The following is a 21,855-nucleotide window of genomic DNA, read 5'->3' as shown; positions in this document are numbered from 1 at the left end:
GGGCTATAGTGAGGCTAGGCGCGGCGTCTCAACTCAAGGGGAAAGGCATGGCCAAGCAATGGCGGGGACTGTTGGCGGGCTGGCTGGCGTTGCCCGCGCTGGCGGCCGGCTACCACTCTTCCAGCCAGGACATCGGCCCCTGGGGCGACGGCGCGAGCCAGGACGGCCTGGCGCCGCGTTTCATCCGCTTCGTCGCGCGGCAGGGGGGCTGGCGCTGACCCAAGACGTTCGGCCTCTGCCGCGGGTGATAGAAGAACTGAAACAGGGCCGCAACGCCTTGGCGCTGGTGACCGCCTCGCCGGAGCGTTCGCGTTTCGCCGTGGAGTTGTGCCGGCCGGCGTCTATCCGCATCTCCGTGCTCTATCATCGCCGCGGCCTGGTGACGCCCATCGGCCCGTCTTGGTTCCGCCAGCGCAGCCTGGGCGTCCTGCGCGGCACCCATACCCTGGACGGCTTTATCGCCCAAAGCGGCGCAGCGCCGGTGGAGGTGTCGGACATGCCGCAGGGTTTTCGCATGCTGCAAGCCGGCCGGCTGGACGCGATGATGTGCGTGCGTCCCGGCTGCGGCCACGCGCTGCGGCAGATGGGCGGCAGCCTGCCCAATCTGACCGAATACGCGCATGGCGACGAACCGATGGCGCTCTACGTGTCCAAGCGCAGCGAGCTGGCGCGCGACGCCGCGATGCTGGGCAAACTGAAGGCCGCCTGTCTGTCCGCCGCCGGCAGGCGCGAAATGGCCGAATTGCTGACGATTTACGACTAAGGCGCTGTTCAAGGCCGTAGCGCAGACGCGCTACCGACATTGAACGGTTTCTAAGGCGCCGGGCTTACCAGACGCGCAACGTCTGACCGGTCTGCACGCCTTCCACGCTGCGCACATAGGCCAGCGCCGCGCGCGCCGCCGGCACCGCCTCGAAGCCGGGGAAGAAGTCCCGGTACTGCTCCCAGGATTCTTGCAGCACATTGGGGCTGACCACATTGATGCGACGCCCGCCGTCCAGTTCCGCCGCCGCGCCGCGGACAAAGCCCTCCAGCGCCGAGTTCACCGCGCTGGCGTTGCTGCCGAAGCGGATGGGCTGCTCGCTGACGATGCCGCTGGTCAGCGTGATGGAGCCGCCGGCGTTCAGATAGTGCTGGCCGATCAAGGCCAGTTCCACCTGGCCCATCAGCTTGTCCTTGAGGCCGACGCGGAACTGCTCGGCGCTCATTTCCGCCAGGGGGCCGAAATGCAGTTTGCCGGTGGCGCTGATGATGGCGTCCACCTTGCCTATGCGTTCGAACAGCGCGCGAATGCTGTCGCCGTCGGTCAGGTTCACCAGCGCGTCGCCGCGGCGGCTGCCGGCCTTGATCAGCTGATGATGGGACAGCGCCTGGCTGACGGCCTGGCCCAGCGTGCCGTGGGCGCCGACGATGAGAATCTTTTTCATGGGGGATCTCCCGGACAAGTACAAGACCCGGCCATTCTGCGCCCGCGCGGCGTCTTGATTAATCCGCTAAGATGAACAAGATTGAAAACTGTGGGTTATGAATGGCATGGATCGCCTATTGAGCATGGAGCTGTTCGTGGCGGTGGTGGAACGCGGCAGCTTCACCGCGGCGGCGGAGGCGCATGGTTTGTCCCAGCCTATGGTGGGCAAGCATATCGCCAGCCTGGAGCAGCGGCTGGGCGGCCGGCTGCTGGCGCGCACCACCCGCCGTCAGCAACTGACCGAACTGGGCTCGCACTATTTCCAGCGCTGCCAGTCCATTCTGGCGGAAATCCGCGCGGCGGAAAGCGGGGCCGAACTGATCAGCGGCGCGCCGCGCGGCGTGCTGCGCGTCAACGCCTCGGTGACTTTCGGCTCTCTGCGCCTGGCCGGTCTGCTGGCCGAGTTCATGCAAACCTATCCGGACATCACCGTGGACCTGAGTTTGTCCGACGAGCTGGTCGACTTGGTGGCCGACGGCTACGACGCCGCTTTTCGCATCGGCCGGCTGCCGGACTCCGGCCTGGTGGCGCGGCCCTTGCAGCCCTATCGGATGGTGGTGGCGGCGGCGCCCGCCTATCTGGCGCGCAAGGGCGTGCCGCGCACGCCGGCGGATCTGGCCGCGCATGATTGCCTGGGTTTCTCGCTGTGGCGCAAGGACGACGGCTGGGAATTGCTGGGCGCAGGCGAGTGGGCGCGCGCCAGCCGCTTTCAGTCCAATCACGGCCAGGCGCTGCGCATGGTGGCGCTGGCCGGCGGCGGCATCGTGCTGCAAGCCGAGGCCTTGCTGGGCGACGATGTGGCCGCCGGCCGGCTGGTGGAGGTGCTGCCGGGCTGTTTGCCGCCGCCCAAGCCCATGCATTTGATTTATCTGCAGGACCGCCGGCCTTTGCCCAAGCTGCGAGTGTTCATAGACTTCATTCTGGAGCGCCTGGGCGCGCTGTGAGTTTTATTGACAGGGCCTGTCAGCGATTTTCGTTTGAGCTGCGGCGCGCATCGGCGTAGCGTGGACGCATGGCTGATTTGACGAGAGGAAAGGGCATGGAAGCGGATGTGCGGACGCCCAGCCGGCGTGATTTGTTCGCCGGCTTTTTCTCGATCGGGCTGACCGGTTTCGGCGGCGTGTTGCCGCAGGCGCACCGGATGATGGTGCTGCGCCGTCGTTGGTTGAGCGAGGCGGATTTCGCCGTGGTGCTGGGCCTGGGGCAAGTGCTGCCGGGCCCCAATATCGTCAATGTCGCGGTGGCGGTGGGCAGCCGCTTTCACGGCGTGAGCGGAGCCTTGGCCGCCATCGCCGGCCTGTTGCTGGCGCCCATGGTCATCGTGCTGCTGCTGGCGTCCTTCTACGGCCATTATCGGCAACTGCCGCTGGTGCAGAATGTGTTGCACGGCCTGGCCTCCGCCGCCGCCGGCTTGATCGCGGCGATGGGGCTGCGGCTGCTGGCGCGCATCGAGCGCAAGTTGTGGTGCGCGCTGGTGGCGGCGCTGACTTTCTGCGCCTTGGGCGTCTTGCAACTGCCCTTGCTGTGGTCGCTGGCCTTGCTGGCGCCCGTCGCCATCGGCTTGGCCTGGCGCGACCGGCCGAAGGAGGGCGCGTGATACTGCTGACGCTGCTATGGCAGTTTTCCTTGTTGTCGCTGATGGCGGTGGGCGGCGCCAATGTGCTGATACCCGAGCTGCAACGCCTGGTGGTGGAGCAGGGCTGGATGAACGCGCGCGAGTTCGCCGCGCTGTTCGCCATCGCCCAGGCCGCGCCCGGCCCCAATGTGCTGGTGGTCAGTCTGATAGGCTGGCAGGTGGCCGGGGTGCCGGGCGCTCTGGTCAGCATGCTCGGCATTTGCGGCCCATCGTCGGTGTTGAGTTATTACGTGGCGCGCTGGTGGCAGCGTTATCAGCAGGCGCCGCTGACCCGGGCAATCCAACGGGGACTGGCGCCGCTGACCATAGGGCTGGTGGCGGCCAGCGCCTGGCTGTTGAGCCAGGCGGCCAATGCCGACGCGGGCGCTTGGCTGCTGTGCGGCGCGGTGGCGCTGACGGCGTGGCGCACTGCGATCAATCCCTTGTGGCTATTGTCGGCCGGCGCTTTGCTGGGCGGCTTGGGCTGGCTCTAAGCAGCGGCTCAATGAAGCGCGGCTGACTTTGAACAGCGTCTAAGCGGCGGCCATAATGAACAGGGTTTTCTCGGGAGGGCGCGCATTGACGCGAATCTTGATGCTGCTGCTGTGCGTACTGGCGCTGCCGGCGCAGGGGCAAACTTTGTCTATCCGCTACGCGCTGGTGTCCGGAGAGCAAGACCCGCATCTGCCCTATATGCAGGCTTTGCTGCAACTGGCGTGCAGCGAGGCCAAACTCAGTTGCGAGCTGAGCAGCGCGCTGGACATGAATCAGGGGCGGGCGCTGGAGCAGATGGCGCACGGCGACGCCGGCGTGGATCTGTTCTGGGGCATGAGCAGCCGCGAGCGAGAACAGAAGGCCCTGCCGGTGCGGATTCCCCTGTATAAGGGCTTGATCGGCTGGCGCGTGCCGCTGGTGTCGCAAAAGCGCGCCCGGCTGTTTGAAAAGGCGTTCACGCTGGCGGATTTGAAGACGCTGAGCGCCGGGCAAGGGCAGGATTGGCCGGATACGCAGATTCTGCGCGCCGCCGGTTTGCCGGTGGTGGCCAGCCCCTTGTACCTGCCGCTGTTCGCCATGCTGCGTCAGGGGCGTTTCGACTATTTCCCGCGCAGCGTGATCGAGGTGGGCCAGGAGCTGGAGTCCGACGCCGCCAAGGGCCTGGTATTGGACCCTTACATTGTGTTGCACTATCCGGCGGCTTTTTATTTCTTCGTGTCGCCGCGCCGGCCGGAGTTGGCCCGGGCGCTGACTCAGGGCCTGGAAGCCGCAATCAAGGACGGCAGCTTCGACAAGCTGTTCCTGCGCTTCAACGGTCCGCGCCTGCGCGCCTTGAACCTGGCGCAGCGGCGCATCATCGAGCTGCCCAACCCCCTGCTGCCCAAGGAGACGCCGCTGCAGCGCAAGGAGCTGTGGTTCTATCCGCGTTGAGGGTCCAGCGGCAGCAAGTCCGTGAATACAAATCCGTCCCGCTCCACCGTCTCGCCCACCGCGTGCGGCACCGGGCGCAGGAACATCGGGCCGTCCCAGGCGAAGGAGTGGAATTCGCCGTATTCGCCGCAAGGGTCGGCGTCGGGCGGCAGCGCGTCCAGCAAGGCCTGGCCGAACTCGCGGCCGGCCAGTTCGCGCGGCAGCTTGCGCGGGTCCAGGCAGGTCAGCCTGGCCTTGAGCCCGCTGCGCAGCATGGTTTGCGCCAACTCGGCGGTGGGCAGGCCCCACAGCGGGAAGAGCGGCGCGATGCCGCTGCCGGCCAGGTTCTGCTCGCGGTAGGCGCGCACGTCCTCCAGGAACAGATCGCCAAAGGCCATATGGCTGACGCCGTCTGCGCGGCAGGCGTTGACGAAGTCGGCCATCCGGCTGGCGTAATCCTCGTTGCCGCAAGGGTAGGGGATGGCCAGCTGGCGCAGCGGCAGACCCAGCGCCGCGGCCTGCGCCTGCAGCAGTTCCACCCGCACCGCGTGCATGGCCACGCGCTGGAAAGCCTGATTGACGGTGGTGAACAGGCCGACGACTTCGACGTCGGGATCTTGGCGCAGCACATGCAAGGCCCAGGCGCTGTCCTTGCCGCTGCTCCAGGACAAGAGTACGGTTTTCTTCATGGCGCACAGCTTAGCCGTGCGGAGGCGCGCCGCCAAGCGGGGGGACTGGGCCGGGGGACTCGGGTATAATGACGCTCTATTTTTTCGTCATTCAGGACTGATTGCCGCATGACCCAGCTCAAGAACGATACCTTCCTGCGCGCGCTGCTTGGCCAGCCCGTCGAATACACCCCGATCTGGATGATGCGCCAGGCCGGCCGCTATTTGCCGGAGTACCGCGCCACCCGCAGCCGGGCCGGCAGCTTCATGGGTTTGTGCACCAGTCCCGACTACGCCACCGAAGTCACCCTGCAGCCGCTGGAGCGTTTCCCGCTGGACGCCGCCATTCTGTTTTCCGACATCCTGACCGTGCCGGACGCCATGGGCCTGGGCCTGTACTTCGCCGAAGGCGAGGGCCCCAAGTTCGAGCGTCCTTTGCGCGATGAAGCCGCCGTCCGCGCGCTGACGGTGCCGGCGCTGGACAAGCTGGGCTACGTCTTCGACGCGGTGTCCAGCATCCGCAAGGCGCTGGACGGCCGCGTGCCGCTGATCGGCTTCTCCGGCAGCCCGTTCACCCTGGCCTGCTATATGATAGAAGGCGGCGGTTCCGACGATTTCCGCCACGTCAAGGCCATGCTCTACAGCCGTCCGGAACTGCTGCATCACATCCTGGACGTGAACGCCCGCACGGTGATCGACTATCTGAACGCCCAGATCGACGCCGGCGCGCAGGCGGTGCAGATTTTCGACACCTGGGGCGGGGCGCTGACCCAGGCGGCTTATCGAGAATTCTCGCTGGCCTATATGCGTCAGATCGTCGCCGGACTGAAGCGCGAGGCCGACGGCCGCCGCGTGCCGGTGATCGTGTTCACCAAGGGCGGCGGACAGTGGCTGGAAGAGATCGCGGCCATCGGCGCCGACTGCGTGGGCCTGGACTGGACCACGGATCTGGGCGCCGCGCGCGCCCGGGTGGGCGACAAGGTGGCCTTGCAGGGCAACTTCGATCCCAACGCGCTGTTCGCCGAGCCCGCCGCCATCGAGCGCGAAGTGGCGCGCATCCTGGCCAGCTACGGCGCCGGCAGCGGCCATGTCTTCAATCTGGGCCACGGCATCTCCCAGCACGTCAAACCGGAGCATGCCGGAGCCTTGGTGGACGCGGTGCACCGCTTGTCGCGCTCCTACCATGCCGCGGGCTGAAAAACCGCTTTTCAAGCCGGCGGCATGTTTCTGCCGTTCCGGCGCGATACCCCCCGGCGGGCGCACCAAGTTGGCGCGGGCCGGCGGGCATTAAAGCCGGCTTTATCAGTGTCTAAATCCGGCATCAAGCTGCTGTTAGCGCGGCCGGCGGAAAAGGATTTGTTTTTTCAACAGAAAATTTAACTTTTCCCCTGAGGCCATCCGCGCGTCGTCGGGGTATCCTTACCTGTCCGGCCAATGGTTCTCCTGCGGCCGGATTGTATTTTTACACTGGGATGAACAAGGATATTGACAAGGCGAACCGTAGTCGTTCTCGGAGTTATGCACATTTGCTAGTCAGAGTTCAGGTTCTTGTCAAGCCGATTGCTCATGTTTTTTTGATCAATTTAAGTCTTTGAAAACAAAGAGAAAAATAATTGATTAATTTTTGCGCAATCTAACGGAAATGTTGATCTGGGGCCGTTTCGACCTCAAGGCGACAGCTTGTTCACAAAGTTATCCACAGCATCTGTGCACAGTGGCCGCAAAGCCTTGTCACAACAGCATTTGTCTTCGGGGGCGCGCCGGATGGGGCAGCAAAGCATCGTGCAAGTGGCCGTGGACGTGCCGCTGCCAGGTACGTTCAGTTACCTGACCCAGTTGTCTGTCATGGCCGGGCAAAGAGTGGCGGTTTCCTTCGGGCCGCGCCGGCTGTGTGGCGTGGTTGTCACGGATATACCTCAGCAGGGTATCGACCCGGCCAAGCTCAAGCCGCTGGAGTCCGTGCTGAGCGGACTGCCGCCGCTGCCGGCGGACTTCATGGCCCTGGTCCGCTTCGCCGCCGATTACTACCACCATCCGCTGGGGCAGGCGCTGTTCACCGCCTTGCCCACCGGTCTGCGCGAGCCCCGGGACATCGCCTTGCCGGATGAACGGCCGTACGCGCTGACGCCGCAAGGCGAGGCGGAAGCGCCGCCGGCCCGCCAGCGCGCCCGCTTGGCGCTGTGGCAGGCGCTACAGGACGGCGCGTTGACGCTGGCCGCCGCCAAGGCGGTGACGCCGCAGGCGGGCAAGGTGCTGGCGGACTGGCTGGCGGACAAGAAGGTCCGCCGCGTGGAGCCGGAAGCCACGCCCTTGCGGGTGGCGGACAGTCCCGAACTGAACGAAGAACAACAGGCCGCGCTGGACGCCTTGCGAGGCCAGGCCGGCTACCAGCCCTGGCTGCTGCACGGCATTACCGGCAGCGGCAAGACCGAAGTCTATCTGCGGCTGATCGCCGACCAGTTGGCCGCCGGCCGCCAAGTGCTGGTGCTGGTGCCGGAAATCAATTTGACCCCGCAGCTGATCACACGCTTCACCCAGCGCTTTCCGGACAGCCGCATCGCGGTGCAGCACAGCCATCTGGCCGACGGCGAGCGTCTGAGGGGCTGGCTGGACGGCTGGCAGGGGCGCGCCGACGTGATGATAGGCACTCGCTTGTCGGTGTTCACGCCGCTGCCGCGCCTGGGCTTGATCGTGGTGGACGAGGAGCACGACGGCTCCTTCAAGCAGCAGGACGGCTTGCGCTACCATGCGCGCGATCTGGCGATCTGGCGCGCGCGCCAGGCCGGCGTGCCCATCCTGCTGGGCTCGGCCACGCCCAGCCTGGAAACCATGGCCAATGTCGAGGCCGGCCGCTATCGCCGGCTGTCCCTGAGCCGGCGCGCTCACGGCGCGGCTCGGCTGCCGGAGGTGAAACTGGTCGACGTGCGCCGGCAAAAGCTGGCCGAAGGCCTGTCCGAACCGGTGATCCAGGCGTTGCGCCAACGCCTGGCGCGCGGCGAGATGAGCCTGGTGTTCATCAACCGCCGCGGCTTCGCGCCGGTGGTGGCCTGCACCGATTGCGGCTGGAGCAGTGGCTGTCCGCGCTGCTCCGCCAAGCTGGTGGTTCATCTGTTGGAGCGCAAGCTGCGCTGCCACCATTGCGGTTGGGAAGAGGCTGTGCCGCGCGCCTGCCCGGATTGCGGCAATCCCGACATCAAACCCTTGGGCGAAGGCACCCAGCGGCTGGAGTCCGCGCTGACGCGCTTGTTTCCCGAGGCGCGCATCCTGCGCATAGACCGCGACACCACCAGCCGCAAGGAAGCCTGGGACGAAATCTATCGCAAGGTCCATGCCGGCGAGGTGGACATGCTGGTGGGCACCCAGATGCTGGCCAAGGGGCACGACTTCGGCACCTTGTCGCTGGTGGTGGCGCTGGGCGCGGACGGCGGTCTGTACTCCGCGGACTTCCGCGCCTCCGAGCGCTTGTTCGCGCAGCTGATGCAAGTGGCGGGCCGCGCCGGCCGCGCCGACGCTCCCGGCGAAGTGCTGATCCAGACTCAGTGGCCGGATCATGAGCTATACCAAGCGCTGACGCGCCACGATTTCGACGGCTACGCCAAGACCCTGCTGGACGAGAGACGCATCGCCGGCTTCCCGCCCTGCGCCTATCAAGCGCTGTTGCGCGCCGACAGTCCCAGTCTGGAACTGGCCACCGCCTTCCTGGCCGAAGTGCGCCGGCTGGCCGAGCCGCTGGCGGCGGAGGTGCTGATCGCCGGCCCGGCGCCGGCGCTGATGGCGCGGCTGGCCAATCGCGAACGCGCCCAGCTGGTGCTGGAAGCGCCGCAACGGCAGGCGCTGCACGCTTTTTTGAACCCATTGCTGCCGCAGGTGGAAGCGGCGGCCAAACGCCATGGACGCGGCCTGCGTTGGTCGCTGGACGTGGATCCGCAAGACATGTGATCGCCCAATGAAAGCAAAAACGAAACAAACCCTGATGGCGGCTTGCCTGCTGCTGTCGGCATGGCCGGCCTGCGCGCTGGACCTGCATGGTCTCAAACCGGAAGAGGTGGCCGTCTGGGCCGCGCCGGTGGAAAGCGGCAAGACGCTGGCCGGCCACCGCGCCGACAGTGCGGTCAACCCGGCCTCCACCATGAAGCTGATCACCAGCTGGAGCGCGCTGAATCTGCTCAAGCCCGGTTATCGCTGGCATACCGGGCTGTGGTCCGCCGCTCCGCTGCGAGACGGCGCGCTGCAAGGCGACCTTTACTGGCTGGGCGCCGGCGACCCGCGCTTCAACAACGACAGCCTGCTCAATCTGCTGTACGGCCTGCGGCTGCGCGGCGTGCAACGGATAGACGGCAAGCTGGTGTTGGACAAGAGCGCCTTCAAGGGCGTGTCCAGCGCCCGCGACTTCGACGAAGACGCCGGCCGCGCCTTCACCGTGGAGCCGGACAGCCATCTGACCAATCTGAAAGTGGCCTGGCTCAATTTCTACGTCGACGCCGACGGCGCGCGCGTGGCGCTGGACCCGCCGCTGGCTGGCGTCAGCGTCAACGCCAAGCTGCAGGCCGGCGGCCAGGGCGGCGCGAACGATTGCTCCGACGTGCGCCGCTACGTCAGCATCGCCAACGACGTGCGCTCAGTCACCGTCAGCGGCACCTTGCCGCCCAGTTGCGACGGCGCCAAGACCTTCGTCAACGTGTTGGACCACGACGCCTTCGCCAGTCAGGACTTCGCCGCCCTGTGGCAGGCGCTGGGCGGCGCCGGGCCCAAGGGCGCGGGGCTGGGGCGGGTGCCGGCCGGCGCGCGCGAACTGGCCGGTCACGATTCCCAGCCGTTGACCGTGGCGATCAGCGACATCAACAAATACAGCAACAACACCATGGCGCGCACCTTGTTCCTGACCTTGGGCAAGGAGGGCGGCGGCGGAGAGGACACCCGCGCCAACGCCGAGCACGCGGTGCGGCGTCTGCTGGCGGCCAACGCCATTTCCGATGAAACCCTGGTGCTGGAAAACGGCTCCGGCCTGTCGCGGCGGGAGCGGGTGAGCGCGCGCCTGATGGGGCAAGTGCTGCTCAACGCCGCGCGCGGCCCCTACGCCAGCGAATTCCTGGCCAGCCTGCCCATCGCCGGCGAGGACGGCACCTTGCGCAAGCGCTTCGCCGAGCAAGGGCCGCGGCTGCGGATGAAGACCGGCACCCTCAAGGACGTCAAGGCGCTGGCCGGCTACTGGCTGGGCGCGGACGGCCGCCGGCTGGCGCTGGCGGTGATCGTCAACAGCCCGCGCGCGCCGGAGATGGGCAAGGCGATGGACCAGATCGTCGCCGATCTGATCGACCGCTTCGAGGCGTCCAAGTAAGAACATGGCGGATTGACGGTTTCGGCGCGCGCGGCGGGAGTATACTATCGGGTTTTGCGCGCTCCTCGCCGGAGCGCCCGATTCCGCGAGAGCCATCGATGAAACCCGTAACCATGTATACCACCGCGGTGTGCCCCTATTGCATCCGCGCCAAGCAAATCCTCTCCGCCAAAGGCGTGGCCGAGATCAAGGAAATCCGCATCGATCTGGACCCGGTCGAGCGCGACAAGATGATGGATCTGACCGGCCGCCGCACCGTGCCGCAGATCTTCATCGGCGACGCCCACGTCGGCGGCTGCGACGACCTGGTGGCGCTGAACCAGGCCGGCAAGCTGGACCTGCTGCTGGCCGATTGAGCCGGCTTGCCCGCGATCAAACCGCGCGCTTGCGGGCGGTTGGCCCTGAACCGCTTTCGTGCGATGATGCAGGCCTGTTTTAACCATTCCAAAACCGGCCGCTTGCGAGCGGCCTCCGTGTGAGACAAAGAGATGAGCGAACAACAAGAGCTGCAGCCGGCGTTTTCCATCGAGAAAATTTATGTGAAGGACATGTCCCTGGAAGTGCCTAGCGCGCCGCAGGTGTTCCTGGAGCAAGAACAGCCGGAAATCGACATGCAGCTGGCCAGCGAAGGCAAACAGCTGGACGACGGTTTCTACGAAGTGACCCTGACCGTGACCGTGACCGCCAAACTGCCGGAAAAAACCATGTTCCTGTGCGAAGTGGGCCAGTCCGGCATCTTCCAGATCCGCAACGTGCCGGCCGAAGACATCGACCCCATCCTGGGTGTGGCTTGCCCCAACATCCTGTTCCCCTACGCGCGCGAAGCCGTGTCCAGCGTAGTGAACCGCGCAGGCTTCCCGCCGGTGCTGTTGTCCCCGATCAACTTCGAAGCCCTGTACATGCAGCAACGCGCGCAACAGGCCGAAGCCGGCAACGCCTGAGGCGACGCAAGCAATGAAACGCCTCGTATATCCGCTGGCGCTGAGCCTGGGCCTGCTGTCCCACGGCGCCGCCGCACTTGAGTTTCGCTCGGTGAAGGAAACCGGCGTGGCGCTGTACGAGGCGCCGACGCTCACCTCGAAGAAACTGTTCGTGGTGAGCCGCTATTACCCGGTGGAAGTGCTGAGCAGCCAGAAGGAATGGTCGCGGGTGCGCGACGCCACCGGCGGCATCGCCTGGATTCCGGCCGCCGCGCTGTCCAAGCAGCGCTGGCTGCTGATCACCGCCGACAAGGCGGAAGTGCGCGCCGCGCCGGCCAACGACGGCCCGCTGGCCTACACCGTGCCCAAGGACGGCGTGGTGGAGCTGCAAGAGCCGCCCAAGGGCGGCTGGGTCAAAGTGCGCCACCGCGACGGCAGCATCGGCTATGCTCGTATTACCGACCTCTGGGGCTTGTAAGGGCTACGCATGAAACTGGCCATCCTGGGCGCTGGCGCATGGGGCACCGCCCTGGCCATCGCCTTCGCCCGTCACCATCAAGTCACGCTCTGGGCGCGCGACGCCAACCAGGTGGCCGAACTGGCCGCCAAGCGCGTCAATCAGCGCTATCTTCCCGATTGCCCGTTTCCGGACGCGCTCAAGCTGTCCGCGGAACTGCCGCGCGCCATCCACGACGCCGAACTCATCCTCATCGTCACGCCGATGGCCGGTTTGCGGCCCACCTTGCGGGCGCTGACCGCGCTGTCTTCGCAACTGCCGCCGCTGCTGTGGGCCTGCAAGGGCTTCGAGGCCGGCTCCAGCCTGCTGCCGCACCAAGTGGTGGCCGAGGAATTGCCGGCCAACCACCGCTGCGGCGTGCTGTCCGGCCCCAGCTTCGCCCGCGAAGTGGCCCAGGGCTTGCCGGCGGCGGCGGCCGTCGCCTCCGACGACGAAGCCTTCGCCCGGCAAGTGGCGCGCGATCTGCACAGCCCCTTGCTGCGTCTGTACGCCAACGCCGATCTGGTGGGGGTGGAAGTGGGCGGCGCGGTCAAGAACGTGATGGCCATCGCCACCGGCGTGGCCGACGGCCTGGAATACGGCATGAACGCCCGCGCCGCGCTGATCACCCGCGGGCTGGCGGAAATCACCCGCCTGGCCACCGCGCTGGGCGCCAGCCAGCACACCATGATGGGCCTGGCCGGCATGGGAGATTTGATACTCACCTGCACCGGCGCGCTGTCGCGCAACCGCCAGGTGGGCCTGAAGCTGGCCGAGGGCAAGCCCTTGCAGCAAGCGCTGCAGGAGCTGGGCCATGTCGCCGAAGGCGTGGCCACCTCCCGCGAAGTGCTGACCATGGCGGAGCGGCTGGAAGTGGATATGCCGATCACCGCCGCGGTCTGCGGCCTGCTCTACCAGGGGCATGATCCGCAGCGGGTGGTGCAGGAGTTGCTGAGCCGTTCGCCCAAGTCGGAGGCGGGCGACTTGTTGCAGTAGTTCCCCCGGTTTGATTGAGTGCGACAACAGCCGCCTTGGCGGCTGTTTTTTGTCCTTGCGGCGAGCGCGCCCTTCCTTTTGCCCGAGTCGATGGGGCCTAGGGCGAGAGGCTGGCTGCTTTTGTTGGATACCTTGCTTGAATCTGAGAATGCAGAATACTTTTCCGTTTGTTGAAGAAACGCGTTTTGGCAATTGGTTCTTGAATACGGCCACCTGGAAAGTGCATGTGCTGCGGCGCGCGCTGAACGATCTGGAGCGGATGATGCCGCCGCGGCGCGCGTTTGCCCGGGTGCTGGACGTGGGGTGCGGGTTTGGACATTCCTTTGACGAACTGGCCCGCAGATTCGCGCCGGACGAGATCGTGGCGCTGGACGCGGACCCGGACATCGAGAAGCGGGCGCGTCCGGCCGCCGATCGTTGCTCGAGCGCAGTGACGCTGGCCTTCGGCAACGCTTCGCGCATGGAGTACGCCGACGAGAGCTTCGACATGGTGTATTGCCATCAAAGCTTCCATCATCTGGTGGAGCAGGAGGCGGCGATGCGGGAGTTTTTCCGGGTGCTGAAGCCGGGCGGGGTGCTGCTGTTCGCCGAATCGACCAAGCGCTACATCCACTCGCTGCCTATCCGTTTGTTGTTCCGTCATCCGATGGACATCCAGAAAACCGCGGACGAATACCTGGGCTTGTTGCGCGGAGCCGGTTTCGAGCTGCCGGCCGCGCGCGTGTCCATGCCCTATTTGTGGTGGAGCCGGCCGGACTTGGGCGCGCTGGAGTGGTTTGGCTTCAAAGTGCCGCAGAAGCGCGAGGAAACGCTGGTCAACGCGGTGGCGATCAAACCGGCCGTTTAATTCCGCGGGTGCGTTTTTGTTGCGCTTGCGACAAAATGGGACGGATTCGTAACCATTGTTTAATGCCGTATGCTTGTTTGCTTGTTGGCTGAGTGTGAACAATTTAGAATACGCTCCTTTTTTTGATTGACAGGCTTGTGGATGGCGGAAGTGACAATGAGCGGCGAACCGACGTTGGCGATACAGCGTTGGGCGGCTTGGATGCCGGGCCGCGAGTCGGCCGCCGACTGGGCGCAACGGCCGTTGCAGGCGGCCGAGGCGCCCATTGCGTATCCGGACTGCCGTTTCGTCGACGCGGCGCAGCGGCGGCGCTTGAGTCCGCTGGCGCGCATCTGTCTGCATTTGGCCCAAGCGTGCGCGGCGGACGCGCCGACGGCGAAGCTGGTGTTCGCCTCTCGCCACGGCGAGGTCAACCGCACGCATTTGATGCTGGAAGACATCGCGGCGGACTCTCCGGTTTCCCCCACGGTGTTCGGGCTTTCCGTGCATAACGCGATTGCCGGCACGCTGTCCTTGTTGCGGCGCGACGAGTCGGCGGCGACGGCGGTGGCCGCCGGAGAACGTACATTGGGCTACGGCCTGCTGGAGGCGGCGCTGACGGCGGCGGAAGACCCCGCGCAACCGGTGCTGCTGCTGTTCGCGGATCTGCCCCTGCTTCCGTTCTATCAAGGCGCCGACGACGCACTGGACCAACCCCAGGGCTTGGCCTTGCTGCTGCGGGCCGGCGCGCCGCGCTGGAGTTTGCGGCAGGACGCGCGCGCGCGCGCGCCGGAAGGCTGGCCGCAGCCGGCCTGGCTGGCGCACGGACTGGCCGGCGGACGGACGCAGCTGGAACTGAACGGCTGGAGGCTGAGCCGTGAGGGGGCTTAGTTACGGCTGGCGCTTGCTGATGACGGCCTTGGCCTTCTCCTTGTTCAGCGAGGGCGCTTTGCTGCTGACGCTGGTGGTGTTTCCGGCCTTGCGTCTGGTGCCCAATCGCAACGGCCGTCGCCAGCGGCTAGCGCGGGCCATCATCCAGCGCGCTTTCGCCTTGTTCATCGGCTTCATGCGCCTCAGCGGCATCATGAGGCTGAGCATGAGCGGCGAGGGGCGGCTGGAACAGGCGCGGGGCACGCTGGTGCTGGCCAATCATCCGACGCTGATCGATGTGGTGGCGATCATCGCCCGCATGCCCAACGCCAATTGCGTGGTCAAGGCCGCGCTGTGGGACAGCCCCTTTCTGGGCGGCGTGGTGCGCGCCGCCGGCTATATCCGCAACGACGATTCCGGGAGCTTGGTCGCGGATTGCGCCGCCTCGCTGCGACGAGGCGACAATTTGCTCATCTTCCCGGAGGGAACGCGCACCGTGCCCGGGCGCGAACTCAAGTTTCAACGCGGCGCCGCCCATATCGCGCTGGCGGCTCAGGCTCCCATTCTGCCGGTGACGCTGAGTTGCAGCCCGTCCACGCTGACCAAGGACAAGCGTTGGCATCAGATCCCGCCGCGGCGTTTCGACTTCGGCCTGGACGCCGGCCGGCCGCTGGCCCTGGCGGAACTGTTGCCGGCCGAGACGCAGCCGTCGCTGGCCTCCCGCCGTTTGAGCGAGGCCTTGCAAGATTATTTCAGCCAAACATTGGCAAGGAAGGAAAGCTGGACATGAGTGCGCTGGAACATGAAATCAAGTTGTTGATCATTTCGGCCCTGGAACTGGAAGACATGGGCGCCGAGGATATCGACGCCGAAGCGCCGTTGTTTGGCGAAGGACTGGGCTTGGATTCCATCGACGCGCTGGAATTGGGCGTGGCATTGAAAAAGACATACCAGGTGAAGCTGGAAGCCAACGACCCCGCCACCAAGGCGCATTTCGCCTCGGTGGCCAGCCTGGCTCGCTTTGTCGCAACGCAACAGGAAGCATGAGAATGACCCGTGAGCAAATTCTGAATGAACTGAGGATCATTCTGCAGGACACTTTCGAAATCGAGCCGGAGCGTGTGACGGCGGAGGCCAATCTGTTCGTCGATCTGGAGCTGGACTCGATCGACGCGGTGGACCTGGCGATCAAGCTGCAGCAACTGACCGGCAAACGCATCAAGCCGGATGGATTCAAAACGGTGCGGACCGTGGATGACGTGATCACCGCGGTCGAGCAGCTGCTGGCCGCCTGAGATGCCGGCGACGCGCCTGTTGGCGGTGCTGGGCGCTTGTTGTTATCCGCTCGCCGTTTTTCTGGGCCTGCAATATTTTCCGCCCCGCGCGGTGGGCGCCGCCTTGCTGCTGCTGTTCTTGCTGCGCTACCGGCGGCAAAGCCGCGCGCTGTGGCGAGACCTGGCCGCGGCCCAGCGCGGCGCCTTGCTGGGCATGATCGTCTTGTCCGCCCTGGTGGCCCTGACCGGCAGCGCCTTGCTATTGCGTTTGACGCCGGCGTTCATCAGCCTGTCCATGCTGTGGGTGTTCGCCCACTCGCTGCGTCATCCGCCCACGATGATTGAGCGCTTCGCCCGTCAGATCACGCCGGACTTGCCGCCGGAAGGCGTGGCCTACACCCGGCGCGTGACCCGCGTCTGGTGCGGGTTTTTCGTTTTCAACGCCGCGGCGGCCCTGTACACCGCCTTGCCGGCGGGGCAGGACTTCTGGCTCTGGTACAACGGCCTGGCGTCTTATCTGTTGATGGGCGCCTTGTTCGCCGTCGAATGGCTGTATCGGCGCTGGCGCTTTCCCGAGGCGCGGGCATGAGCGCGCTGGCTCTGGAGAGCGTGTTGATCGGCGGCCGCGACCCGGACAGGGTGGCGGCTTTGCGCGACGGGCGGCCCTTGACGTGGCGCGACTTCAGCGACGCGGTGGCCGGCGTGGCCGCCACGCTGGAGCCCGGCCGGCGTTATGCGCTGATCGCCGCGGACGCCTGGCTGTTCGCCGTCGCGCTGTTTGCGGTTTGGCGCGCGGACGCGGAGGCGATGGTGCCCAACAACGCCTTGCCCGCCACCTTGAGCGGGCTGGCGGAGTCTTTCGACGAGGCGCTGGACGACGCCGCGCTGCGGGCGCGGATGGCTTCGCCGGGCGCGCCCGCAGCGGCGCGCCTGCTGGACGGCGAGCGCTGCCGGCTGACCTTGTTCACTTCCGGCTCCACCGGCGAGCCCAAGTCCATCGTCAAGCGCCTGCGGCAGCTCTCGGCCGAGGTGGCGGTGCTGGAGCGCAGTTTCGGCGCGCAAGCCGGCGACGCCTGCGTGCTGGCGACGGTGCCGCATCATCATATTTACGGGCTGCTGTTCCGTCTGCTGTGGCCGTTGAGCGCCGGCCGGGTCTTCGAAGTGTCGCCGCATTTCCTGCCAGAGGATTTGCTGGAGGCCGCCGCGGGCTTGGGCGAGGTGACCCTGATCGGCAGCCCGGCGCAGCTGTCTCGGCTGCCCGAGCTGATCGACCTGCCGGCCTTGCTGTCCCGCACGCGGCTGTGCGTGTCTTCGGGCGGCCCGCTGCCGGCCGACGCCGCCGCGGCGTTTGCCGCGGCCGGGGGCCAGGCGCCGCTGGAGATCTTCGGCAGCACCGAGACCGGCGGCGTGGCCTGGCGCCGTCAAAGCGACGGCGACCGCGCCTGGACGCCGCTGCCCTCGGTGCGCTGCTCCGTCGGCGAGGAAGGCGCGTTGCGGATCGTGTCGCCCTTCCTGCCCGACGACGCGCCCTGGCTGGCGTCGGACGCCGCCGAGTTTTTGCCGGACGGCCGCTTTCTCTTGCAAGGCCGGCGCGATCGCGTGGTGAAACTGGCGGAAAAAAGGCTGTCGCTGGGCGAGCAGGAACAAAGACTGGCCGATCATCCGTGGCTGGACGCCGCCGCGCTGCTGGTGCTGCCGGCGCGGCGCGACACGCTGTGCGCCGTCGTCGCGCTGTCGGCGCAGGGGAGGGCGCAACTCGCCGCCCTGGGCAAGTTGGCGACGCAGCAGGCGCTGCGGCGCTATCTGGCGGCCTGGTACGAGCCGGTGCTGTTGCCGCGTCGCTGGCGCTTTGTCGACGTTCTGCCGCAGACCGAACGCGGCAAGCCGGACCGAGCGGCGATGCCGGGATTGTTTTGAATTGGAAGGTATTGGCGCAATGACCCCCTCGCAGGCTTTCACGCCCTCTTATTCCGTGTTGGAACAGACGGAGGACGTCTGCCGCGTGTCCATCCCGCTGGCGGCGGACGCGGCCTGCTTTGACGGCCATTTTCCCGGCTTCCCCGTGCTGCCCGGCGTGGTGCAGCTGCATTGGGCGGCGCGCATCGCCGCCCGGACCCTGGGCTGCGCCGGCGTTTTCGCCGGCATGGATCAGATCAAATTCACCGGCATCGTCCGGCCGGGCGACGCCTTGGAACTGGTGTTGCAACTGGACGCGGCCAATGGCCGCCTGAATTTCGTCTATGAAGTGGCGGGCCGGAAAATGTCTTCCGGCCGGCTGCGGATGCAAGCGCAATGAGCTTCCGTCCCTGTCTGATCATTCCCTGCTACAACCACGGCTCCACCATGGGCGGAGTCTTGGAGCGGCTGCGGCCTTACGGCGTGCCCGCCTGGGTGGTGGACGACGGCAGCGACGAACCCACCCGGCAGACGCTGGAGGCGCTGGCGCGCGCGGAGCCCTGGGTGCGTCTGCTGCGTTTGCCGCGCAACGGCGGCAAGGGCGCCGCGGTCATGCATGGGATGCGGCTGGCCTACCGAGAAGGCTACAGCCACGCTTTGCAAGTGGACGCGGACGGTCAGCACGCGTTGAGCGACGTGCCGCGTTTTTTGGCGCGGGCGGCGGAGCGGCCCGACGCGGTGATCGCCGGCCGTCCCTTGTACGACGCCAGCGTGCCCAAAGCTCGTCTATACGGCCGCTATCTGACCCATTTCTGGGTCTGGATTGAAACGCTGTCCTTCGATATCGCCGATTCCATGTGCGGCTTCCGCTGCTACCCGCTGGCGGCGACGGAGGCCTTGCTGCGGCGAACCCGCATTCCGCGGCGGATGGATTTCGACATCGAGATCATCGTACGTCTGCATTGGGCCGGCGCGCCGGTGCTCAATCTGCCGACCAGGGTGACGTATCCAAGCGGCGGCCTCTCCCATTTCGACGCCCTGCGCGACAATGCCCGCATCAGCCTGATGCACACCCGGCTGGCCTTGGGCATGCTGCCGCGCGCGCCGCGCTTGCTGAGCCGTCGCTGGCGCGAGGCGCGCGCATGAGCTGGGCTGGCACCGCGGAGCGCGGCTCGCTGCTGGGCATGAAAATCCTGCTGGGCTTCTACCGCCTGCTGGGCGCGCGCTCGGTGCGGCTGCTGCTCTATCCCATCGTCGCCTATTTCTTTCTCACCGGCCGCGCCGCGCGCGTTGCCTCGAGGGATTTTCTGCGGCGCGCGCGCGCCGCCGACGGCGATCCGTCGCCCGTCCGCGCGCTGGACGTCTACCGCCATCTCTACAGCTTCGCCGAAGCCGCCGCCGACAAAATGGCGGCCTGGGCCGGAGGCCTGCCGCCGGAGGCGGTGGCGGCGCCGGGCAGCGACGATATGCGGGCGCTGTTGGCGAGCGGGCGCGGGGCGCTGCTGGTGGGCTCGCACCTGGGCAATCTGGAAATGTGCCGGGCGCTGGGACACGCGGCCGGCGCGCGCCGGGTCAACGCCGTGGTCTACACCCGGCACGCCGCGCGGTTTTCCCGTTTGCTGGCGGCGGCCAGCGGCGACTACGCCGTCAACCTGATCCAGGTGCAGGACATGGGCGTGGACACCGCCATCCTGCTCAAGGACAAGATAGACAACGGCGAGTGGGTGGTGATCGTCGGCGACCGCACCCCGGCCAGCGACAACGGACGAGTGCAGCGCGCCGAGTTCCTGGGCGGCTCCGCCGCCTTCGCGGAAGGGCCGTGGATTCTGGCCAGCCTGCTGGAGTGTCCGGTCTATTTGCTGTTCTGCCTCAAACGGCAGCGGCGTTACCACATTACGCTGGAGCCGTTCGAGGAACGGCTCCGCCTGCCGCGCCGCGAGCGCGGCGAGGCCCTGCGGTGGACGATTCAGCGTTACGCCGATCGCCTGGCCTGGCATGCGCGGCGCTCGCCGCTGCAATGGTTCAATTTTTACGATTTCTGGCGCGCTTAGCCGGAAGCGACAGCTGCCGCGTGGCGCGGCGAGAAAGAGTCCGTAGTGATGAAGAGCAAGGAGGCGCTCAGCGTGGGCGCCGGACGTTTGACGATTGAAGACGTGTGCGCGGCGGCGCAGGGACAAGTGCAAGTGGAGTTGGCCGGAGGCGCGTTTCCGGAACGCATCGAACGCGGCGCCGCCTTCCTGGCCGGCCTGCTGGCCGAGGGCGGCGAAGTCTACGGCGTCAACACCGGTTACGGCGACAACTGCACGGTGACGATTCCCGCCGCGCTGGTGGCGGAGCTGCCGCTGCATCTGACGCGCTACCACGGCTGCGGCCTGGGCGACTACCTGGATGAAGCGTCCACGCGCGCGGTGCTGCTGGCCCGGCTCAACTCCCTGTCCCAGGGCGTGTCCGGCGTGCGCTGGCTATTGCTGCAAAGACTGGCCGCCTTGCTGCGGCACGATGTGCTGCCGCTGATTCCGGCCGAGGGCTCGGTGGGCGCCAGCGGCGATTTGACGCCGCTGTCCTATGTGGCCGCCGTCTTGTGCGGCGAGCGCGAAGTGCGCTACCGGGGCCAAGTGCGGCCGGCGGCGGCGGTGTTGGCCGAACTGGACCTGCCGCCGCTGACGCTGGCGCCGAAAGAAGGGCTGGCCTTGATGAACGGCACGGCGGTGATGACCGGCCTGGCCTGCCTGGCCTTCGCCCGCGCCGAATACCTGACCCGGCTGAGCGCGCGGCTGACCGCGCTGTCCTGCCTGGCCTTGAAAGGCAATCGCGGCCATTTCGCGCCGGAGCTGTTCGCGGTCAAGCCGCATGAAGGCCAGAACCAGGTGGCCGCCTGGATCTACACCGATCTGGACGACGGCGGCGAAGCGCGCGAACAGATCCGCCTGCAAGACCGCTACTCCATCCGCTGCGCGCCGCACGTCATCGGCGTGCTGCGCGACGCCTTGCCCTGGTTGCGCCGCGACATCGAGAACGAACTGAACAGCGCCAACGACAACCCCATCATCGATCCGGACCTGGAGCGGGTGTTGCACGGCGGCCATTTCTACGGCGGCCATATCGCTTTCGCCATGGACGGCATGAAGAACGCGGTGGCCAATCTGGCCGACCTGATGGACCGGCAACTGGCGCTGCTGGTGGACACCCGCTACAACCACGGCCTGCCGCAGAATCTGTCCGGATCGCGCGGCGAACGGGCGGCGATCAACCACGGCTTCAAGGCGGTGCAGATCACCGCCTCGGCCTGCGCGGCGGAAGCCTTGAAGCTGACCATGCCGGCCTCGGTGTTCTCCCGCTCCACCGAATGCCACAACCAGGACAAGGTCAGCATGGGCACCATCGCCGCGCGCGACGCGCTGCGCGTGTTGCAGCTGACCGAACAAGTGGCGGCCTGCCTGACGCTGGCGGCGGCGCAGGGCGTGCGCTTGCGGCGGCAATCCGGCGAGCTGGATATCAGCCGGCTGCCGCCGGCGCTGGGCGATTTCGTGGCCGAACTGGAGACGCTGTCCCCCTTCCTGGACGAGGACCGCCGTCAGGACGGCGAACTGCGCCTGGCGATAGAGCGGATTCAGCAACGCGCCTGGAGCTTGTACTGATGGCGGCGGACCTTAAAGCGGCCGCGTCCTTGCCGGCGGCGGAGATCGAAATCGAGATTCCCTTCCACGACGTGGACGTGCTGCACGTGGCCTGGCACGGTCATTACGTGAAGTACTTCGAACTGGCGCGCACCGCGCTGCTGCGCAGCTTCGACTACGACTACCCGCAGATGCGCGATTCCGGCTACGCCTGGCCGGTGACCGAGTGCTATCTGAAATACGTGCGCCCGGCCCGCTACGGGCAGCGGGTGATCGCGCGCGCGCAACTGACGGAATACGAAAACCGCCTCAAGGTGGTTTACCAACTGCGCGACGCCCTCAGCGGCGAAAAACTGACTCAGGGCCACACCGTACAAGTGGCCTTGGACCTGGCCGACGGCATGGCGCTGCAGTTCGTCACGCCGGCGGTGTTGTGGAACAAACTGGGCATCCCATGCGAGGAATGA

Annotated in this window: 27 protein-coding genes; 25 read left to right on the top strand and 2 right to left on the bottom strand. The window is 66.6% G+C overall.

What is annotated here, in order from left to right:
* Window positions 1–47: 47 nt before the first annotated feature.
* Both ACODRW_RS18125 and ACODRW_RS18120 read left to right on the top strand, forming a co-directional pair.
* The gene (locus tag ACODRW_RS18125) at window positions 48–218 is read left to right on the top strand and encodes a hypothetical protein (RefSeq protein ID WP_488906358.1); all 171 of its coding nucleotides are present in this window, start codon (window positions 48–50) and stop codon (window positions 216–218) included.
* 26 nt (window positions 219–244) lie between these two features.
* A complete protein-coding gene (locus ACODRW_RS18120) occupies window positions 245–763 on the top strand; it encodes a hypothetical protein (protein ID WP_488906357.1) in 519 nt (172 codons plus the stop codon).
* A 64-nt stretch (window positions 764–827) separates the two neighbouring features.
* Here ACODRW_RS18120 and ACODRW_RS18115 read toward each other — a convergent pair whose 3' ends face one another.
* Entirely contained in the window at window positions 828–1,427 is a 600-nt protein-coding gene (locus ACODRW_RS18115) for a short chain dehydrogenase (RefSeq protein ID WP_235087068.1), read from the bottom strand.
* 106 nt (window positions 1,428–1,533) lie between these two features.
* Here ACODRW_RS18115 and ACODRW_RS18110 point away from each other — a divergent pair, with 106 nt between their 5' ends.
* From ACODRW_RS18110 to ACODRW_RS18095, 4 genes are all read left to right on the top strand, one after another.
* Window positions 1,534–2,412 carry a LysR family transcriptional regulator gene (locus tag ACODRW_RS18110; RefSeq protein ID WP_488906356.1) on the top strand — a complete coding sequence of 293 codons (879 nt, stop codon included), beginning with the start codon at window positions 1,534–1,536 and terminating at the stop codon, window positions 2,410–2,412.
* A gap of 95 nt (window positions 2,413–2,507) precedes the next feature.
* Window positions 2,508–3,065 (top strand): chromate transporter, encoded by a 558-nt coding sequence (locus ACODRW_RS18105; RefSeq protein ID WP_235087073.1) that lies wholly within the window; start codon window positions 2,508–2,510, stop codon window positions 3,063–3,065.
* Complete coding sequence (locus ACODRW_RS18100; protein WP_227104672.1) at window positions 3,062–3,577, top strand: chromate transporter; 516 nt, start codon at window positions 3,062–3,064, stop codon at window positions 3,575–3,577. Before ACODRW_RS18105 ends, ACODRW_RS18100 begins: the two co-directional genes overlap by 4 nt.
* Before the next feature lie 85 nt (window positions 3,578–3,662).
* Window positions 3,663–4,508, top strand: coding sequence for a substrate-binding periplasmic protein (locus tag ACODRW_RS18095; RefSeq protein WP_199225917.1), 846 nt, complete (start codon window positions 3,663–3,665; stop codon window positions 4,506–4,508).
* On the opposite strand, the gene ACODRW_RS18090 is transcribed toward ACODRW_RS18095, so the two are convergent.
* On the bottom strand, window positions 4,496–5,176 hold the full coding sequence (locus ACODRW_RS18090) for a Dph6-related ATP pyrophosphatase (RefSeq protein ID WP_107800327.1): 681 nt from the start codon (window positions 5,174–5,176) through the stop codon (window positions 4,496–4,498). The two genes, ACODRW_RS18095 and ACODRW_RS18090, sit on opposite strands and share 13 nt — an antisense overlap.
* 108 nt (window positions 5,177–5,284) lie before the next feature.
* Between ACODRW_RS18090 and hemE the strand changes: the two genes are divergently transcribed.
* The 19 genes from hemE to ACODRW_RS17995 all read left to right on the top strand — a co-directional run bounded on the left by hemE (window position 5,285) and on the right by ACODRW_RS17995 (window position 21,855).
* On the top strand, window positions 5,285–6,352 hold the full coding sequence (hemE, locus tag ACODRW_RS18085; RefSeq protein WP_107800326.1) for a uroporphyrinogen decarboxylase: 1,068 nt from the start codon (window positions 5,285–5,287) through the stop codon (window positions 6,350–6,352).
* A gap of 567 nt (window positions 6,353–6,919) precedes the next feature.
* Window positions 6,920–9,094 carry a primosomal protein N' gene (locus ACODRW_RS18080; RefSeq protein ID WP_488906355.1) on the top strand — a complete coding sequence of 725 codons (2,175 nt, stop codon included), beginning with the start codon at window positions 6,920–6,922 and terminating at the stop codon, window positions 9,092–9,094.
* Window positions 9,095–9,101: 7 nt separating this feature from the next.
* A complete protein-coding gene (gene dacB, locus ACODRW_RS18075; RefSeq protein WP_488906354.1) occupies window positions 9,102–10,493 on the top strand; it encodes a D-alanyl-D-alanine carboxypeptidase/D-alanyl-D-alanine endopeptidase in 1,392 nt (463 codons plus the stop codon).
* A gap of 98 nt (window positions 10,494–10,591) precedes the next feature.
* The gene (gene grxC, locus ACODRW_RS18070; protein ID WP_107800323.1) at window positions 10,592–10,849 is read left to right on the top strand and encodes a glutaredoxin 3; all 258 of its coding nucleotides are present in this window, start codon (window positions 10,592–10,594) and stop codon (window positions 10,847–10,849) included.
* Window positions 10,850–10,981: 132 nt separating this feature from the next.
* The gene (gene secB / locus ACODRW_RS18065) at window positions 10,982–11,434 is read left to right on the top strand and encodes a protein-export chaperone SecB (protein WP_107800322.1); all 453 of its coding nucleotides are present in this window, start codon (window positions 10,982–10,984) and stop codon (window positions 11,432–11,434) included.
* A 13-nt stretch (window positions 11,435–11,447) separates the two neighbouring features.
* The gene (locus tag ACODRW_RS18060; RefSeq protein ID WP_107800321.1) at window positions 11,448–11,891 is read left to right on the top strand and encodes an SH3 domain-containing protein; all 444 of its coding nucleotides are present in this window, start codon (window positions 11,448–11,450) and stop codon (window positions 11,889–11,891) included.
* 9 nt (window positions 11,892–11,900) lie between these two features.
* The gene (locus tag ACODRW_RS18055) at window positions 11,901–12,905 is read left to right on the top strand and encodes an NAD(P)H-dependent glycerol-3-phosphate dehydrogenase (RefSeq protein ID WP_488906353.1); all 1,005 of its coding nucleotides are present in this window, start codon (window positions 11,901–11,903) and stop codon (window positions 12,903–12,905) included.
* Window positions 12,906–13,104: 199 nt separating this feature from the next.
* Window positions 13,105–13,752 (top strand): class I SAM-dependent methyltransferase, encoded by a 648-nt coding sequence (locus tag ACODRW_RS18050; protein ID WP_227104667.1) that lies wholly within the window; start codon window positions 13,105–13,107, stop codon window positions 13,750–13,752.
* A gap of 141 nt (window positions 13,753–13,893) precedes the next feature.
* The gene (locus tag ACODRW_RS18045; protein WP_488906352.1) at window positions 13,894–14,622 is read left to right on the top strand and encodes a beta-ketoacyl synthase chain length factor; all 729 of its coding nucleotides are present in this window, start codon (window positions 13,894–13,896) and stop codon (window positions 14,620–14,622) included.
* Window positions 14,609–15,391, top strand: coding sequence for a lysophospholipid acyltransferase family protein (locus ACODRW_RS18040; protein ID WP_488906351.1), 783 nt, complete (start codon window positions 14,609–14,611; stop codon window positions 15,389–15,391). Before ACODRW_RS18045 ends, ACODRW_RS18040 begins: the two co-directional genes overlap by 14 nt.
* Window positions 15,388–15,648 carry a phosphopantetheine-binding protein gene (locus tag ACODRW_RS18035; RefSeq protein ID WP_488906350.1) on the top strand — a complete coding sequence of 87 codons (261 nt, stop codon included), beginning with the start codon at window positions 15,388–15,390 and terminating at the stop codon, window positions 15,646–15,648. Before ACODRW_RS18040 ends, ACODRW_RS18035 begins: the two co-directional genes overlap by 4 nt.
* A 2-nt stretch (window positions 15,649–15,650) precedes the next feature.
* Window positions 15,651–15,896 carry an acyl carrier protein gene (locus ACODRW_RS18030; RefSeq protein ID WP_166451946.1) on the top strand — a complete coding sequence of 82 codons (246 nt, stop codon included), beginning with the start codon at window positions 15,651–15,653 and terminating at the stop codon, window positions 15,894–15,896.
* A gap of 1 nt (window position 15,897) precedes the next feature.
* On the top strand, window positions 15,898–16,464 hold the full coding sequence (locus tag ACODRW_RS18025; RefSeq protein WP_488878471.1) for a COG4648 family protein: 567 nt from the start codon (window positions 15,898–15,900) through the stop codon (window positions 16,462–16,464).
* Window positions 16,461–17,792, top strand: coding sequence for an AMP-binding protein (locus ACODRW_RS18020; protein ID WP_488906349.1), 1,332 nt, complete (start codon window positions 16,461–16,463; stop codon window positions 17,790–17,792). Before ACODRW_RS18025 ends, ACODRW_RS18020 begins: the two co-directional genes overlap by 4 nt.
* Window positions 17,793–17,811: 19 nt before the next feature.
* Entirely contained in the window at window positions 17,812–18,171 is a 360-nt protein-coding gene (locus ACODRW_RS18015; protein ID WP_488906348.1) for a 3-hydroxyacyl-ACP dehydratase FabZ family protein, read from the top strand.
* Complete coding sequence (locus ACODRW_RS18010) at window positions 18,168–18,917, top strand: glycosyltransferase family 2 protein (protein WP_488906347.1); 750 nt, start codon at window positions 18,168–18,170, stop codon at window positions 18,915–18,917. Before ACODRW_RS18015 ends, ACODRW_RS18010 begins: the two co-directional genes overlap by 4 nt.
* Complete coding sequence (locus tag ACODRW_RS18005) at window positions 18,914–19,822, top strand: lysophospholipid acyltransferase family protein (protein WP_488906346.1); 909 nt, start codon at window positions 18,914–18,916, stop codon at window positions 19,820–19,822. Before ACODRW_RS18010 ends, ACODRW_RS18005 begins: the two co-directional genes overlap by 4 nt.
* A 48-nt stretch (window positions 19,823–19,870) precedes the next feature.
* Entirely contained in the window at window positions 19,871–21,409 is a 1,539-nt protein-coding gene (locus ACODRW_RS18000; protein WP_488906345.1) for an HAL/PAL/TAL family ammonia-lyase, read from the top strand.
* Complete coding sequence (locus ACODRW_RS17995) at window positions 21,409–21,855, top strand: acyl-CoA thioesterase (RefSeq protein ID WP_488906344.1); 447 nt, start codon at window positions 21,409–21,411, stop codon at window positions 21,853–21,855. The genes ACODRW_RS18000 and ACODRW_RS17995 overlap by 1 nt, the downstream gene beginning before the upstream one ends.

Source organism: Chromobacterium sp. FG89 (assembly GCF_057808735.1).
This window is presented reverse-complemented; position numbering and strand designations above follow the sequence as displayed.

Coding starts and splice junctions, on each gene's coding strand:
- ACODRW_RS18125 (WP_488906358.1), top strand. CDS start 48: ATGGCCAAGCAATGGCGGGGACTGTTGGCGGGCTGGCTGGCGTTGCCC.
- ACODRW_RS18115 (WP_235087068.1), bottom strand. CDS start 1,427: ATGAAAAAGATTCTCATCGTCGGCGCCCACGGCACGCTGGGCCAGGCC.
- ACODRW_RS18110 (WP_488906356.1), top strand. CDS start 1,534: ATGGATCGCCTATTGAGCATGGAGCTGTTCGTGGCGGTGGTGGAACGC.
- ACODRW_RS18105 (WP_235087073.1), top strand. CDS start 2,508: ATGGAAGCGGATGTGCGGACGCCCAGCCGGCGTGATTTGTTCGCCGGC.
- ACODRW_RS18090 (WP_107800327.1), bottom strand. CDS start 5,176: ATGAAGAAAACCGTACTCTTGTCCTGGAGCAGCGGCAAGGACAGCGCC.
- hemE (WP_107800326.1), top strand. CDS start 5,285: ATGACCCAGCTCAAGAACGATACCTTCCTGCGCGCGCTGCTTGGCCAG.
- ACODRW_RS18080 (WP_488906355.1), top strand. CDS start 6,920: ATGGGGCAGCAAAGCATCGTGCAAGTGGCCGTGGACGTGCCGCTGCCA.
- dacB (WP_488906354.1), top strand. CDS start 9,102: ATGAAAGCAAAAACGAAACAAACCCTGATGGCGGCTTGCCTGCTGCTG.
- grxC (WP_107800323.1), top strand. CDS start 10,592: ATGAAACCCGTAACCATGTATACCACCGCGGTGTGCCCCTATTGCATC.
- secB (WP_107800322.1), top strand. CDS start 10,982: ATGAGCGAACAACAAGAGCTGCAGCCGGCGTTTTCCATCGAGAAAATT.
- ACODRW_RS18060 (WP_107800321.1), top strand. CDS start 11,448: ATGAAACGCCTCGTATATCCGCTGGCGCTGAGCCTGGGCCTGCTGTCC.
- ACODRW_RS18055 (WP_488906353.1), top strand. CDS start 11,901: ATGAAACTGGCCATCCTGGGCGCTGGCGCATGGGGCACCGCCCTGGCC.
- ACODRW_RS18045 (WP_488906352.1), top strand. CDS start 13,894: ATGGCGGAAGTGACAATGAGCGGCGAACCGACGTTGGCGATACAGCGT.
- ACODRW_RS18035 (WP_488906350.1), top strand. CDS start 15,388: ATGAGTGCGCTGGAACATGAAATCAAGTTGTTGATCATTTCGGCCCTG.
- ACODRW_RS18030 (WP_166451946.1), top strand. CDS start 15,651: ATGACCCGTGAGCAAATTCTGAATGAACTGAGGATCATTCTGCAGGAC.
- ACODRW_RS18025 (WP_488878471.1), top strand. CDS start 15,898: ATGCCGGCGACGCGCCTGTTGGCGGTGCTGGGCGCTTGTTGTTATCCG.
- ACODRW_RS18020 (WP_488906349.1), top strand. CDS start 16,461: ATGAGCGCGCTGGCTCTGGAGAGCGTGTTGATCGGCGGCCGCGACCCG.
- ACODRW_RS18015 (WP_488906348.1), top strand. CDS start 17,812: ATGACCCCCTCGCAGGCTTTCACGCCCTCTTATTCCGTGTTGGAACAG.
- ACODRW_RS18010 (WP_488906347.1), top strand. CDS start 18,168: ATGAGCTTCCGTCCCTGTCTGATCATTCCCTGCTACAACCACGGCTCC.
- ACODRW_RS18005 (WP_488906346.1), top strand. CDS start 18,914: ATGAGCTGGGCTGGCACCGCGGAGCGCGGCTCGCTGCTGGGCATGAAA.
- ACODRW_RS18000 (WP_488906345.1), top strand. CDS start 19,871: ATGAAGAGCAAGGAGGCGCTCAGCGTGGGCGCCGGACGTTTGACGATT.
- ACODRW_RS17995 (WP_488906344.1), top strand. CDS start 21,409: ATGGCGGCGGACCTTAAAGCGGCCGCGTCCTTGCCGGCGGCGGAGATC.